At 63.8% G+C, this 14,303-nt stretch carries 14 protein-coding genes; 9 read left to right on the forward strand and 5 right to left on the reverse strand.

The genetic code is table 11. The features are described from left to right. Positions 1–262: hypothetical protein (locus tag VNW74_RS08125; RefSeq protein WP_325676093.1), on the forward strand; the 262-nt coding region annotated here is incomplete at its 5' end. Between the two features lie 461 nt (positions 263–723). On the opposite strand, the gene VNW74_RS08130 is transcribed toward VNW74_RS08125, so the two are convergent. From VNW74_RS08130 to VNW74_RS08145, 4 genes are all read right to left on the reverse strand, one after another. Next, positions 724–2,193, reverse strand: coding sequence for an aldehyde dehydrogenase (locus VNW74_RS08130; protein WP_325676094.1), 1,470 nt, complete (start codon positions 2,191–2,193; stop codon positions 724–726). Continuing rightward, positions 2,190–2,360: a hypothetical protein gene (locus VNW74_RS08135; protein ID WP_325676095.1), complete on the reverse strand. Its 171-nt coding sequence runs from the start codon at positions 2,358–2,360 to the stop codon at positions 2,190–2,192. Before VNW74_RS08135 ends, VNW74_RS08130 begins: the two co-directional genes overlap by 4 nt. A 23-nt stretch (positions 2,361–2,383) precedes the next feature. Then, positions 2,384–3,472: a zinc-binding dehydrogenase gene (locus VNW74_RS08140; RefSeq protein ID WP_325676096.1), complete on the reverse strand. Its 1,089-nt coding sequence runs from the start codon at positions 3,470–3,472 to the stop codon at positions 2,384–2,386. Between the two features lie 234 nt (positions 3,473–3,706). After that, positions 3,707–4,510, reverse strand: a complete 804-nt coding sequence (locus tag VNW74_RS08145) for an SDR family oxidoreductase (protein WP_325676097.1) — start codon at positions 4,508–4,510, stop codon at positions 3,707–3,709. Positions 4,511–5,013: 503 nt separating this feature from the next. Here VNW74_RS08145 and VNW74_RS08150 point away from each other — a divergent pair. The 8 genes from VNW74_RS08150 to VNW74_RS08185 all read left to right on the forward strand — a co-directional run bounded on the left by VNW74_RS08150 (position 5,014) and on the right by VNW74_RS08185 (position 12,644). Further along, positions 5,014–6,285 carry a cytochrome P450 gene (locus VNW74_RS08150; RefSeq protein WP_325676098.1) on the forward strand — a complete coding sequence of 424 codons (1,272 nt, stop codon included), beginning with the start codon at positions 5,014–5,016 and terminating at the stop codon, positions 6,283–6,285. Between the two features lie 215 nt (positions 6,286–6,500). Further along, entirely contained in the window at positions 6,501–6,908 is a 408-nt protein-coding gene (locus VNW74_RS08155; protein ID WP_325676099.1) for a nuclear transport factor 2 family protein, read from the forward strand. A gap of 321 nt (positions 6,909–7,229) precedes the next feature. Then, on the forward strand, positions 7,230–7,364 hold the full coding sequence (locus tag VNW74_RS08160) for a hypothetical protein (RefSeq protein WP_325676100.1): 135 nt from the start codon (positions 7,230–7,232) through the stop codon (positions 7,362–7,364). A 4-nt stretch (positions 7,365–7,368) separates the two neighbouring features. Then, on the forward strand, positions 7,369–8,595 hold the full coding sequence (locus VNW74_RS08165) for a cytochrome P450 (protein WP_325676101.1): 1,227 nt from the start codon (positions 7,369–7,371) through the stop codon (positions 8,593–8,595). A gap of 60 nt (positions 8,596–8,655) precedes the next feature. Then, complete coding sequence (locus VNW74_RS08170; RefSeq protein ID WP_325676102.1) at positions 8,656–10,656, forward strand: FAD-dependent oxidoreductase; 2,001 nt, start codon at positions 8,656–8,658, stop codon at positions 10,654–10,656. Positions 10,657–10,660: 4 nt separating this feature from the next. Further along, positions 10,661–10,930, forward strand: coding sequence for a ferredoxin (locus VNW74_RS08175; protein ID WP_325676103.1), 270 nt, complete (start codon positions 10,661–10,663; stop codon positions 10,928–10,930). Next, positions 10,927–12,171, forward strand: coding sequence for a cytochrome P450 (locus VNW74_RS08180; RefSeq protein ID WP_325676104.1), 1,245 nt, complete (start codon positions 10,927–10,929; stop codon positions 12,169–12,171). Before VNW74_RS08175 ends, VNW74_RS08180 begins: the two co-directional genes overlap by 4 nt. A gap of 29 nt (positions 12,172–12,200) precedes the next feature. Next, positions 12,201–12,644, forward strand: a complete 444-nt coding sequence (locus VNW74_RS08185) for a nuclear transport factor 2 family protein (protein ID WP_325676105.1) — start codon at positions 12,201–12,203, stop codon at positions 12,642–12,644. A gap of 65 nt (positions 12,645–12,709) precedes the next feature. Here VNW74_RS08185 and VNW74_RS08190 read toward each other — a convergent pair whose 3' ends face one another. Next, positions 12,710–14,266: an AMP-binding protein gene (locus VNW74_RS08190; RefSeq protein WP_325676106.1), complete on the reverse strand. Its 1,557-nt coding sequence runs from the start codon at positions 14,264–14,266 to the stop codon at positions 12,710–12,712. Between the last annotated feature and the right edge of the window lie 37 nt (positions 14,267–14,303).

Below are 14,303 nucleotides of genomic sequence, written 5' to 3' on the forward strand. Positions count from 1 at the left end.
CGCCCGGGCCTCCGCGAACTGGGAGTTCTTCAAGTCGATCAACATCGCCGCGCGATCGCCACGCCTCGTCTTGATGGTCCGCTCCACCCTCCGGTTCTTCCCCGGAATCACCGACGCCACCCCCGGATCTCCACTGCTCGCTGCCCGCTGGCAGAAGGAGCTGATCCGAGCCGTCGCTAAGGGCGATGCCGACCGCGCGGCCGCAGCCTCGAAGAAGTACGCGCAAGAGGCCGGCGAACTCTACATCAAGTCGCGAGCCTAACCTCGACTGTTCACGCAACAAGCTGACACCTGGCGAAAAATAGAGAGACCAACGCGGGCCAGCACAGGACGATCGCCACTTAAGCAGCCGGATGGTTGTCTAGCCCGTAGTCGCTAACTCGCGCTGCGTATATGGGCGGTTTGGCCAGGTTGATTCTTGTCGGACTGTCCCAACCCACCCGCGGCTCGTTACCCGGCGGGAATCAGCGCAGTTGGCGAAACGTCGCACGGATATCGTCGATCACGGCATCGGGGTTTTCCCAGGGAACGAAGTGCCCAGGACTCCAATCCAACATCAGAAACTTGCGGGGACAAAAGTTAGGGCTCCGCTATTACATGCCGGGTCGCACCGCGACGATGTGTAGATCTGCGGACACCAAACGATTTCACTTTGAGCCCAGTACACGTCTCGGATACCGCGCTCGGTGCCGCCAGAGTTGCTCACCGGTCAAAGGCATGCGCTCAACCCATGAGGATGGACTGGCTGTAGAGGTAGGCCGATAACCCTTCCGGGCCGCCTTCACGCCCGATGCCACTGCGCTTGACGCCGCCGAAAGGCGTGCACGGCTGACAGCCGAACGTGTTGATCGCCACGATCCCGGTCGTCACGCGCGCCGACAACTCCAGCGCATGCGCCACATCGGCCGTCCAGATCGAGCCCGCCAGACCGTAATCGGTGTCGTTGGCTATAGCCAAGGCCTCGTCCTCGTCAGTATAGGCAAGGAGGGTGATTACCGGTCCGAAGATCTCTTCGCGGGCGATCGTCATCGATGGTTTGACGTCGACGAACACTGTCGGCTCGACGTACCAGCCGCGGGGAAGGTTCGGCGGACGGCCACCACCGACCACCACCCGCGCACCCTCTGCGATGCCCTTTGCGAGGTACCCTTCCACCCGCTCACGTTGGCGTTGGCTCACCAGCGGGCCGACGAAGGTCTCCGGATCGAACGGATCACCGACAGTGAACCCGGCTACCATCGCGACTATCGCGTCGGTGAACTCGTCAAAGCGACTGGCCGGTAGCAGGATTCGGCTGTCGGCGGCGCACACCTGCCCGTTGTTGAGAAACGAGTTGAACGCCAGTCCCTCGACCGTGGTGGTGAGTTCCGCATCGTGTAGAACGATGGCGGCCGATTTCCCGCCGAGCTCGAGTGTCACGGGCCGATGCCGTTCGCCGCACAGGGCCCCGATGCGCTGACCTGCCGCGCTTGAGCCGGTGAAGGAGATCTTGTCGACGCCGGCATGCGTCACCAGATACTCCCCCAGTTCGCGACCGCCGGGAACGATGTTAAGCACACCGTCGGGCAGCCCGGCCGCCATGGCGGCGTCGGCGAGCACGTAGGAATCCAACGGCGCCTCGGGCGCCGGCTTGAGGACCATCGCACACCCAGCTGCGAGCGCTGGCGCGAGTTTCATCATCGTCAACGCCGGCGGCCCGTTCCACGGGAGGATGGCCCCGACAACACCCACCGGTTTCTGGCGGACGACGCTGCTGCCCCCGGCGCCGGATCGCAGTTCCTCAAACTGCATCCCCGCGATCAGGTCGCTGTAATACTCCAGGTGTTCCAGCGCCGGCCCGACCATCACTTGATTAACCTGCGAAATGGGGCAACCCATCTCCAACACTTGGGCCCGTCCGTATTCATCGGAGCGCCGGCGGCACTCGGCCAGCAGACGCTTCATCACGTCGACGCGCTCCGCGACCGACGAGCGCCCCCACTCCCCAGACATCGCCGATCGGGCCGCGGCCACCGCCGCGTCGATGTCGGCCGGCGCGCCGTCGGGCGTGCGCCCGACGACCATCTCCGAATGCGGTGAGATCACCTCAATCACGTTCTGGCCGCTGGGCGCGACCATCCGCCCGCCGATGAACAGCTCCCGATGATCAACCACCTTCTGGGACCCGTCGGGAAAGCGGGTCGGCGCGCTCATCGCGGTACCACCGACTCGACGACGCGGCCGGGACCGCCGGTCACGAACGCGGTGCCGCCCACCTGTTGGGTCCGGTCCAGCCTGATGACCCGGGAGTAGAACTCGACGGCCTCGCCGAGGTTGTGTGCACCGACGGATAGATATTCAAGAGGTCTGACGCTATGCATGCTCTCGCCCTTCGGACGGTTGATCAAAATGATGTGACGACGGCGCGGGTAATGGCGGGATCCTTCATGCGGGCATAGCCGTCTTCGATCTGCTCGAGCGAAATCTCCAGGGAGACCAGATCGTCGAGATTCATTCGACCCTGAAGATAGAGGTCTGCATAGAACGGGATGTCGCGCTTGAAGTTCGATGATCCCAGCGACACACCCTGGACCCGGGTCTGCCTCAAGACCGACGACACAATGTTCACCGGGACGTCGGCCGCCGGGTCGGCGACACCGACCAGATAGAGTCCTCCGCCCACCGCGAGCATCGAGAGGCAGCTGCTGGCCACGGCGGTGGTGCCAACGAAATCGAAGACGTAGTCCGCGCCGGTTCTCGTGATCGCCGACACCGCTTCGACAACATCCTCTTTCGCCGAGTTGATCACGTGCGTGGCGCCGAATCGCGTGGCAGCCCCCAGCCGCAGATCTTCGACATCGACGGCAATGATCGTCGATGCGCCCGCCAGCACGGCACCGGTGACGGCGTTGATTCCCACCCCGCCGGCTCCGATGATCACGACGCTGTCGCCGGCTCGCACGTTGGCGGTGTTCAGGACCGCGCCCGCCCCAGTCAAAACCGCGCAGCCCAGCAGGGCCGCCTGCGGGAACGGCACGTCCTTGGCGATCGTGACGAGCTGGTTCTCGTGAATCAGCGCCTGTTCGGCGAAGCCCCCGAGTCCGAAGACCTGCGAGATCGCCTCGCCGTCGCGCGAGAGCCGCGGCGGCTCGTCCCGGTCGCGCAGGGTCGCCTCGGGGCGTTGGCACTGCAGCGGCTGGCCGTCGAGGCATCGAGCGCACCCGCCGCAGCTTTGGGCCAGGCAACCCACAACGTGGTCGCCCACCGCGACACTGGTGACCGACGGACCGACGCTGACCACTACACCGGAGACCTCGTGGCCTAGCACCAACGGCATCGCGTAGCCGATGTCCATCGTCGCGATGGTGTGGTCGGAATGGCAGAGCCCGGCCGCCTTGACGTCGACAAGCACCTCTCGGCCGATCGGGGCCGCGATGGAGATGTCCTCGACGCTGAATCCGCTGCCAACCGCGTTGACTACGGTGGCGATCACGCTGCGCCCTTGGTCGGGGTATTCCCGTGGGAGGCCTCGCTACCCGTGCCCCAACGGTGGAGATGGGGCGCTTCACTGGATCGACGTATGACCCGCCCTCGTCGGACCCTCTCTCGTCCCGATGGGCCGGTGGCCGACCAGTCGCAGACACTGGGCGTGTTGCGAATCCGCCGCATGCGCGATGTCATATCTTTTCCTCCAGCCGTCGCAAGTGGTTCATTCGAACGCTCGGGCTCACCAGGCGCTCCGGTGGAATCCGCCGTCGACCGCAATGAACTCGCCGGTGACGTAGCCGGCCCGTTGCGAGCACAGAAACGCGATCACACCCGCCATCTCCTCGGGCGTTCCGATGCGCCGGGCCGGGACGTTCGCCGTGAGTTCGGCGATCAGGCTGTCCGCCGACACCCCTCGGTCGGCTGCGAGTTTCTCGTAGTAGGCCCGCATCCGCGGGGTCTCGATGTAGCCGGTCGCGATCGTATTCACCGTTATGCCGTCGCGGCCAAACTCATTGGCCAACGACTTGTTCAACGTGACAACCGCGGCGCGCGAGGTGTTGGCCAGGATGTGGGGGAGCTCGGGTGGCGGCTCCTTGGCCGCCCCGGCGTTCAGTGCCACTATTCGTCCCCAGCGCTGTTTTCGCATGTGCGGAATGACCGAGCGGGCAAGATAGATCATGCTGAGCGCCATCGCGTGCAGGGCACGGGTGAAGTCGTCGTTGGTCACATCGAAGAAGTCGCCCGGCTTGGGGCCACCGACGTTAGCCACGGCGATGTCGGGAGCCGACCCGAACGCCTCGGTGGCCGCTGCCACGGCCCCGTTGACGTCGGCCTCGACGGTCAGGTCCGCGGCGACTCCGACGGCCTCGCCGCCGCTTAACTTAATCGCGCCCACGGTCTCGTCGATCGAGGCCGCGTGCTCAGGCAAGGCCGCCACCACGACCCGGCAGCCCTCAGCCGCGAGGAGTTCCGCGGTGGTGCGCCCCATACCCATACTGCCGCCCGATACGAACGCAATCTTGCCGGCGATCCCAAGATCCATCTCGGACACCCTCCTCACTTCACGACATCGAGATATAATATCTGTTATTAGGCGGTGGTCTCCCGCTCAAATAGAGGAGCCGGACATCGTCTCAGCGCCCTTTCGACCGTTTCCATATAGAGCTCGCACCAGTAATCACCGCGACCCGTTCGTCGAAGCGCAGGCGAGTGGCGGTCATGCGATGTCGATGTCCTCGACTCGCACGCTGCCGTACTCCCGAACCACAGCGGCCTTCATGGGGTCACCTGCTTCCCGGCTTCGTTGTGTCGCTCAGATCATAATAGATATAGTATCGGATTGTGAAGCAGCCGCGTTGTCTCGAGGAGTTCCTTGAGATCCGCCGGCGGAGGAACTGGGAGTGATGTCTCGACGGCCTTGGCAGGGCCGGCTGGCGTCAAGTTCCAATCCCGGGCCAAGGGTGGCGGCCAGGCGACCAAACCAATATTATATCTATTCATGCTGTGTCTGAGCTAGTACCAGATCCAAGCCGGAGTGGAGACCCGATGACCGCCAGCGATGTGTACTTCGAGCCGTGGGACCCAGCCTGCCGGGAAGACCTATTCGAGCGATACGAGCAGCTGCTCGAACGCGCACCGGTCTATCAGGCTCCGTCCGGGACCTGGGTGGTGTCGAGCTACAACGGCGTCGAATTCATGATGACGCGTCCCGATCTCTTCACCAACTTCCCGAACCAGCAGGAAACCATGGGATTCCCGCCGAAGATCGACCCCTCCTCGCCGGAGGCTCAGAAGCTAATTCAGACCCTCCAGAAAGCGGCAGAGGGAATCAAGCTCGACTTCGCGGAGCTGTTCACGGCAAGAGTCATCGTGGGGATGGACCCACCGGAGCACACTCGCCACAGGACGCTAGTGAATCGTGGTTTCACGAGTCGCCGGATCGAATCGCTTCGTCCGCGGATCCAGGACATCGTGGAACAGAACATGCGAGCTGTGCGCTCCAAGGAGGGGTTCGATCTTCTGCAGGAGCTCGCGGTGCCGCTTCCGGTTCAGGTGATCGCCGAACTCTTTTCGGTTGACCCGGCACAGTACGAGAACATCAAGCGATGGAGCGACGAACTAGCGACCCTCGCGGAAAGCGCGGGTCGGGAATCCACGGCCAACATGATCGGCCTGATCACGATGCTCAAAGAGTTCTCGGACTACTTCGTGCCGCTGATCCAGGCGCGCCGGGAGAATCCTAGTGACGACCTGCTCAGCAACCTACTGAAAGCTGACGGCGCCTCGGTGATGTCTACGACGGAAACCGTGCTCTTCTTGCTGGTTGTGCTCGCGGCGGGCAACGAAACGACGACCACACTAATCGGCAATACCGTAGTGTCGTTGTTGCGAAACCGGGATCAGCTGGAATTGGTTGTGGCCGATCCGGATCTGGTGGTTGGAGCTCTTGAAGAGTCGCTGCGTTTCGAGGCGCCATTTCAGTTCATGTTCAAGGCTCCCTATGAGGACGTCGAGATCGAGGGCGTGCGGATTCCCGCCGGGGGACTGATCGCGATGATGATCGGTGCGGCGAACCGGGACCCGTCTCGGTTCACAAACCCCAATAGATTCGATATCACCCGCACCACACCACATCTCGGTTTCGGTAAAGGCACGCACTTCTGTCTCGGTTCGGCGTTGGCGCGGATGGAGGCCCAGATCGCGCTCCGCGCCCTCGTCCCCGAGCTTCCGAACCTCGAGCTGGACGAAACTAGTCTGAAGCAGAGCCCGAGCCTGCTGATTCGGGGTTACTCGGAGATCAACGTCACTCGCCGGTAAGAAACGGATCCGCGGCGACTGTCCAGTCCAGACTGCGCGCCTGTGTTGGCTCGCGGCAGTCAATAAGCGCGCGCCTTCCGTTCCACGGCGATCGTGTGCTCTGATGTCACCCGAAAATAGATATAGTATCGGATCATCACATGGTTCTCTTGCGGCAGTCCGGCCCGTCTGTGTAACGTATATCATATCTATTCTGGCCTGAAAGGATGATGACCATGGTGTCGAGCGCAACGATCACTGAGCAGAACCGCGCCATCGCCGAAGCGATGTACAAGGCGGGGATCGCCCAGGACTACGAGGGTTTCATGGCCGGCCTAGCCGATGACCTGGTGATCAACGAGCCAGACTTCCTCCCCTACCGGGGGATCTTTTACAAGAAGGACTTCCTCTCGCTCATGGAGAAGATCAACCGCTTCATGGATCTTTCCAACATCACCCTGCACTACCTCATCGCTGACGGTGACCGCGTCGCGGCATGTCTGGGGATCCCCGATCAGAGCACCGGCGAACTCACGCATTTCCTGGAGCAATGCACCTTCCGCGACGGCAAGGTTGTCGACATCAAGCTCTTTTACTACAACCCGTGCACGATGATGACCCAGCCGAAGCTCGACGAGCGTTAGCAATCAGTGCCGACACCGCTGATGCAAAACGCTTATAGTGCAACACGTCTCGGGCGTAATCATCAGTCCCGCGCTGAACCACCCAGCGGGACTCCCGTCTTCGGCGCCATCCGGGCGCTCCGCGCCCGGAACCCTTCTGACGAGCGAGGCGCCCAACAAGCATCTGCGGGCCGCCTGTAACGCCCGAGGCGCTCACATACGAGGCCGCAACGCACCCCTGCCGATCGAGCCGCAGCATGGCACGCCATCATTAAAACTGATATTATATCTAATATCGTCACGAACGATCACTGCCCATCTCCTCAAACACCGGGAGAGTTCATGAAAGCCGCCGTGGTCCGCGAGTACGGCACCGTCCGCGTCGAGGACATCGACATCCATGAGCCCGAGCGGCGGGACGTCCTCGTGCGGGTGCGCTGGCTGAGCTCTACATGGAAACGGTCGAAAGGGCGTTGAGACGATGTCCACTAACCTCACCGGACCCGAGCTCGATGTAGGCGCCGAGGCAGCGAGGTATCTAACCGATCCCAGCTCCCGGCGCGATCCATGGGGCTTCTACCGGCGGCTTCGGCAGAGCTCAGCTGTACACCACACCTCGGTGGGCACCTGGCTGGTCTCGGGCTACGAGGAGGCCAACGAGGTGCTCCGCGGCGACGCCGTCATGAGTCGTCGGGAAGCCGGACTAGCCCACTGCCTCCAAGACGATCCTGAGGCAAAGCGCATCTCGACCTCACGGATGCTCTACAACGACCGTCCGGAGCACACTCGGCTGCGCCGGCTCGTGTCCAACGCGTTCACCCGGCGTGGGGTGGAACGCTGGGAGAAACGCGTCAGACAGGTCGCTCACGAGCGGCTCGATGCACTCGAACCGCTCGGACGGATGGATCTGGTCCACGACTACTCCTACCCCGTCGTCGAGAACATCATCGTTGAGTTGTTGGGCATCCGGCACGGTGATCTTCCACGCTTTATCGCGTGGTCCAAGGCCATGACTGACGCTCCGCCGGGCGCCGATCTCGACCCGTACCGGGTGGCCGCGAACACCGCGACCCTGGAGGTCGCGGCTTACGTCCGCGAGCGCATCGCCGAGCGGCGCGAGCGCCCGCAGGAGGACCTGCTCACCAAGCTCATCCAGGCCGAGGATGCAGAGGACGGACGGTTGCACGAGCACGAGCTCATCGCCATGACCTTTGAACTCATCTTCGCCGGTTACGAGACCACTTCGAACCTCATCGGGAACGGGATGTTGTGCCTGCTCCAACACCCGGACCAGCTGCGTGCGCTGATGCACGACCGGACTCTGCTGCCGGGAGCCATCGACGAAATGCTCCGCTTCGACAGCCCGGTGCCGATGCCGATGCCGCGGGTCACGCTGGAGGACTTCCGGGTCGGCGGGCAGTTGATCCCCGCTGGATCCACCGTCGTGGTCCTGCTCGCCGCGGCTAATCGGGATCCGAGCACGTTCGACAACCCGGACTCGTTCGACATCCGTCGAAAGGACAATGCCTTCATCTCATTTGGGTTCGGCGCCCACTACTGCATCGGCGCGCAGCTCGCCCGGGTGGAGTCGACCGGGTTCTTCACCGCCCTATTCGACCGGCTACCCGGCATCCGTCAGGAAGGAGAGGCTGCATGGAGCGATCATCAGTTCTTCCGATCCCTCGAGAAGCTACCGGTGGCATGGTGAACGCTCCCACCCAGGTCACCGACGAGCTGGTGGCGGCGGGATGATCGAATTCTTGACGCGATGCTGACGCGCGCGAGCTCCCACACGGAGTCCCGATACGTCAGGCTTCGGGAATCGGTGCAGGTCAACGCGGTCACGATCCCCAACCGGATCGTGCGGGCCGCCCACGGGACCGGCTTCGCCAGCGTGGTCGTCAGTGAGGCGCTGATCGCCTTCCACGAGCGGCGGGCCGCCGGCGGCGTCGGGCTGATCATCCTGGGTGATGGCATCGTCCATCCCTCGGCGCGCGGAGTGCTCGCGTTGTGGGAGCCGACCGTCGTGCCGGGCCTGCGCCGGCTCGCTGACGCTATCCACGCACACGGCACGGTCGTCTTCCAACAGCTGTCGCACCAGGGCGCTGCGGCGACGAACCAGACACCGCCCTGGTCATCGTCCACGATCCCACTGGACCTGTTCGACCGTGTGCCGGTGGCGATGAGCCACAAGATGATTGATGAGGTGGTCGACAGCTACGCCAGGTCCGCCCGGCATTGCCGTGCCGCCGGGCTCGACGGAGTTGAGGTCCAGACCGGGCACGGATTCCTGTTGAGCCAGTTCCTATCCCCGCTGCTGAATGACCGCACCGACGAGTACGGCGGATGCCTCGACAACCGGATGCGGTTCCTCCACCAGATCCTGAGCGCGATCAGAGCTGAGGTCGGGCCCGCGTTCCCGGTCGGGATCCGCATGTCGGTCTCCGAGGCTGTGCACGGTGGGCTCGAGGTCAAGGACTCGATCGAGATCGCCGAAGCCATCGAAGCCGGCGGCCTCATCGACTTCTTCGATCTGTCGTACGGGCACCTCACGAACTACCCGGCACTCATCGGAGGAATGCACGAGCCCCACGGATACCAGCTGCCCACCACGGAACTTCTCAGCGCGCAGGTGTCGCTCCCGACGATCGTCACCGGACGGATCAACACCCTGGACGAGGCCGAGGCGATCGTGGCGCAAGGAACCGCCACCCTCGTCTCGCTCACCAGGGCGACCATCGCCGACCCCAACCTGGTCAGCAAGTCCTTCGACGGCGTCGAGGATGACGTTCTGCCCTGCATCGCCTGCAACGACTGCGTCGCCGCCATGAACTCGCCCGCTCGCAGAATGGTCTGCGCGGTGAACCCGTCGGTCGGCAACGAGCTGGCCAACGCGCGTGCTGCGCGCTCCGTGGAACCGCGGAGCGTACTCGTCGTCGGCGCCGGCCCGGCCGGCCTGGAGGCCGCTCGAGTCGCCGCCGAGGCCGGACATCACGTCGTCCTGTGCGACGCGGCGGAAGAACCCGGAGGGGCGATCCGTCACGCTTCCGCAGCGCCATACCGATCAGACTTGCGACTCATCGTGCAGTGGCAAGCCCGTCAGCTCCGCCGCCTCGGTGTGGACCTCCGGCTCGACCGCACGGTCGACATCGACTTCGTCCGTGCTCTGGACCCGGATGTGGTCGTAGTGGCCACCGGAGCGACCCCCCGGATGGATGGGAGGCAGATCGCCCGCCCGAGGCTGCTACCGGACGGGTTGGACCGGACGAATGTCTTCAGCGCCGCCGAGGTGCATAACCGGCCCGAGTTGCGTCCGCGCACCGCGGTCGTGGTCGACGATCTCGGAACCTACGCGGCGGTCGGTGCGGCCGAGCAGCTGGCTCGCGAGGAGACGCAAGTCCACCTGGTCACCCGCTTCGCCGAGGTCGCCGCGAAACTCGCGCCGAATCTCGAACGCGAGCCGGTGCAGCGGCGACTGGCCGAACTCGGCGTCGTCACAGTTCCCCATTCGCTACTCGAGTCCGCGACCGTTGACTCGGTGACTGTTCGATCTCTGCTCTTAGACCGCCCCAAACGAACCGTCCTGGCCGCTGAGGCGCTCGTCCTGGTACTCCACCCGCTGCCCAGGCTCGAACTCGTCGATGCCTTGCAGTCCTGGAACGGCGAGGTTCACGTGATCGGCGACGCGCTTGCACCCCGCGACCTTCGCTCAGCTATCGGGGACGGCAATCGGATCGGCTCAGCAATCGGACGAACCGAGAACACCTAAGGGAGTGGTCCCGCTGAAAGACACGCGCAATAAAGAAGAAACCGCACAGGTACTGGTCGACCGCGACGCCTGTGAGACACACGGCGCATGCGCCGCTCTGGCGCCGGACATCTTCGAGATCCAAGACAACGACGAGATGGTCGTTCTCAACGACCGACCCGGCATCGATAGGCTACCCGCCCTCAGAGAAGCGGTCGCCGCTTGTCCACGAGTCGCGCTGAGCATCGAGCTCCGGAGATCCAGCTCTGGAGACAGAACCGGAGAGGACGCATGACCACCACCGTCGAGAACCCGGACACCCTGATCCGAGAGGCTTTGTTTACGCCAGCCGGCAGGCGCGACCCCTACCCGATCCTCTCCCGACTGCATCACCACGGTGAGGCCGCCAGAGTCTCCCTGGGCTACACCGCGGTCTGGGGCTACGAGGCAGTCACCGGCGTGCTCCGCACACCCGGCCTCTGGAAGACGCATCCCGACTACGAACTCTCGACCCCTCACCTGAAGCTGACACCCTATGAGGTCACGGCATTGAAGGAAGCGAGCGGCAATCTGCCTCCCTGGCTGGTCTTCTCCAACCCTCCCTACCACACACGAGCGCGCAGGTTGGTCAGCAAAGCGTTCACACCCCGTCGGATGGAACAGATGCGCGAGCGGGTGGAGGAGGAGGTCACCCGGCTCCTCGACGCCATCGACCCGACTCGGCCCGTGGACATCGTCGATGCAGTCACCGCTCCGCTACCGCAACACGTCATCGGCGAGATCATCGGGCTGACTCCGGAGAACAGCGAATCGTTCGTCCGTCATGCCAGGGAGCAAGGCCTGCTCAAGGACCCGAACTCAACGTTCGAGGACAAGATCGCGCGCATGCGTGACCGCGCGCGGTGGGCGGATGAGATCCGCGACCTCATCGCCGCGCGCAGAGAATCCGCGCAGGACGACGTCATCACCGCTCTCATCGAAGCCACCCACGACGGCGACGAGCTCACCGAGCCCGAGATGATCTCGCTGATCATGCTGCTGTTCGCGGCCGGGTTCGACACGTCGAACAATATGCTGGCCAACGGCATCTACGCCCTGCTGCGCCACCCAGACCAGATGGCGGAGCTGGTCGACGACCCCTCGCTCGGTCGCTTGGTCACCGAAGAGGTACTCCGCTATGACTCGCCAGCATTCGACACCTTCTACTACGCCGTCGGCGAGCAACGCATCGGTGATCTGGTGGTGCCCGACGGCGAGCCCCTGGAGCTCTACCTCGGAATCGCCAACCACGATCCGAAGATGTTCAGCGACCCGGGCCGCTTCCGGATCAAGCGGTCGGATCCGGCCCCGGTTTCCTTTGGTGCCGGCGCACACCTGTGTCTCGGCATCAGCCTGGCCCGGTTGGAGGGAGAAGCGTTGTTCTCCCAACTGGCGAAACGCTTTCCGGACATGCGGCTCGCCGAGAACGACCCGCCGCGCATCCTGGACATAGCATTCCGCGGCTTCGAGTCGATGCAGGTTCTGCTTCATCCATGACAACCCCCACCACCCGATTGGAGCATTCGATGAGCGACAACATTGCCACCAACAAGGACGTCATCCGTACGTTCTTCGAGCTGCTGAGCCAAGAGAAGTACGACCAAGCGTTCGCTCTGCAGGATCCGGCGAGCCTGGTCCATCTTCAGTCACCTCGTCAGAGCATCCCCGCCACGGATTGGCACGCGGTCTACCAAAAGCTGATGGATTCGATGTTGCCAGGAGGAGTTCAGTTCCAGGTTGACTACCTCACCGCAGAGGACGACCGAGTTTCCGCGATCACCCGCGGATCCGGGAGAATCCACGGCGAAGACCGGTACGAGAATCATTATTGTTGGTTGTTCCATCTTCGCGACGGCGTAATCGTGGAGATTCATGAATTCATGGACACCCTCTACGCGAACCAGATGCTGAACACCGCCGGCTGGATCGGCCGCCGGGAGCCCAAGCGATCAGAAGCCGGCACACCGTAGACGACACGGCTGCCATTCGCGGGTCAAGCCGTCTCGCGGGTCAGCGCCCGGTCAGATTGATCTCCCTAGTTCTTGTACCACGAGCTCGGGGTGACTCCCCGCTGCCGCAGCAGATACTTCTCGACCTTGCCAGTCGCGGTCCTCGGCAGAGCATCAACGACCTCTACGTAGCGTGGCACCGCATACTTAGGCAGCTGGCCCGCAGCGAAAGTGATCAGCTCGCGGGCATCGAAAGCCGCATCGTCGCAAGGGATGACCGCGACCATCACGTCGTCCTCGCCCTCTGGGGAGGGCACCGCGTACGCAGCCACCTCCGCCACGGAGGGGTGCCGACCCAGAACGGTTTCGACCTCCGCGGACGACACATTGTGGCCGCGCCACCGGATGTGATCCGACTTGCGGTCAACGAAGTACACGTCCCCGTCGGAGTCGATCGTCACTAGGTCGCCGGTGCGGAACCAGTCTGAATCGGAGCGCGCAACCGGCTCACCGAGGTAGCCCTCGAACATCACATGAGGGCGACGCGGCCGGACCAACAGCTCGCCGGGAGTGCCACGCGACACCGTTCGGTCGCACTCATCAACCACCCGCAACTCGACGCCCGGGTGAGGGGGCCCTGAGCTCCCCGGCTTCTCCTGTTCCTGAGCGTCTCCCATCGTCGCCGGCATGACCTCCGTCTGGCCGTACATCGAGACGATCGCCTGCAGGCCGAACCGATCACAGAACGGCTTCCACATCTCCCCCGGCAGCGGCACGGCCGTCCACACCCGGGCGGGGTTGGCTGCGTCGTCGGGCTCCTCGGGCCGATTCCACAGCCACATATGCGCGGGCCCGATCGTGCACAGCTGCGTCGCACCATGACGACGCACACTGGGCCAGAAGTCCGAGGTGGAGTACTTTTCGCAGATCACCACAGGAAGCCCACACCACAGCGAACTCCAGATGTTGAGCGCCCAGGAGGCAGAGTGCGACATCGGCGTACACAGGTGAAACACGTCCTCGTCGTTGACGCCGCGTCCCCGGCAGGTCACCTCAACACCGGTGATCCACGCCTCATGGCTGGATATGACGCCCTTCGACGGCCCGGTCGTACCGGAGGTAAGCAGGACTGAAGCGACCTCACCGGAATCCTGCTCGACGTGGGGCGTAGACCGGGAGTCAGACCGCAACTCCTCGAGGGTGGTGACGCGCAGCTTCTCCAACGACGGCCCCGACTCCGTGGCCGCGACCACCAGCCGAACCGGCGAACCGGCGACCACCGCCCAGGTCACATCGTCGGCGTGCGCACCCAGGACGATCGCGGCAGGGCTGAGCGTTCGGAGGAGACCCGTGAGATACGGCCCGCTGAAGTCCGGATTGATCGGCACGAACACCGCCCCCACCCTCACCAGGCTGGTCACGATCATCACGTACTCGGCCGAATTCTCGAGCAGCAACGCCACACGTGTTCCACGGCCCACACCATGTCGCGCCCAACCAGCGGCATAAGCCTCAACGCGTTCATGCGCATCACCGAACGTCCAACAGCCGCCGTCGCTCAAGATCCAAGGCGCATCAGAGCGATCCTCGGCCCAGGCCGGCAGGAGCGAGCCGAGCAGCCGGTCGGGGTGTGTTGGCAGCATCGACTTCACCGTCCATGATCCGAGGCTCGGGCGTGGG

Origin of the sequence: Mycobacterium sp. (assembly GCF_035570115.1) — a bacterium.
In the GTDB taxonomy this organism is placed as follows: Bacteria; Actinomycetota; Actinomycetes; order Mycobacteriales; family Mycobacteriaceae; genus Mycobacterium.

Excerpts from the sequence above, each read along its gene's own strand:
- VNW74_RS08130 (WP_325676094.1), bottom strand. The coding sequence starts at position 2,193 with ATGAGCGCGCCGACCCGCTTTCCCGACGGGTCCCAGAAGGTGGTTGAT.
- VNW74_RS08135 (WP_325676095.1), bottom strand. The coding sequence starts at position 2,360 with ATGCATAGCGTCAGACCTCTTGAATATCTATCCGTCGGTGCACACAAC.
- VNW74_RS08145 (WP_325676097.1), bottom strand. The coding sequence starts at position 4,510 with ATGGATCTTGGGATCGCCGGCAAGATTGCGTTCGTATCGGGCGGCAGT.
- VNW74_RS08150 (WP_325676098.1), top strand. The coding sequence starts at position 5,014 with ATGACCGCCAGCGATGTGTACTTCGAGCCGTGGGACCCAGCCTGCCGG.
- VNW74_RS08155 (WP_325676099.1), top strand. The coding sequence starts at position 6,501 with ATGGTGTCGAGCGCAACGATCACTGAGCAGAACCGCGCCATCGCCGAA.
- VNW74_RS08160 (WP_325676100.1), top strand. The coding sequence starts at position 7,230 with ATGAAAGCCGCCGTGGTCCGCGAGTACGGCACCGTCCGCGTCGAGGAC.
- VNW74_RS08165 (WP_325676101.1), top strand. The coding sequence starts at position 7,369 with ATGTCCACTAACCTCACCGGACCCGAGCTCGATGTAGGCGCCGAGGCA.
- VNW74_RS08170 (WP_325676102.1), top strand. The coding sequence starts at position 8,656 with ATGCTGACGCGCGCGAGCTCCCACACGGAGTCCCGATACGTCAGGCTT.
- VNW74_RS08180 (WP_325676104.1), top strand. The coding sequence starts at position 10,927 with ATGACCACCACCGTCGAGAACCCGGACACCCTGATCCGAGAGGCTTTG.
- VNW74_RS08185 (WP_325676105.1), top strand. The coding sequence starts at position 12,201 with ATGAGCGACAACATTGCCACCAACAAGGACGTCATCCGTACGTTCTTC.
- VNW74_RS08190 (WP_325676106.1), bottom strand. The coding sequence starts at position 14,266 with ATGCTGCCAACACACCCCGACCGGCTGCTCGGCTCGCTCCTGCCGGCC.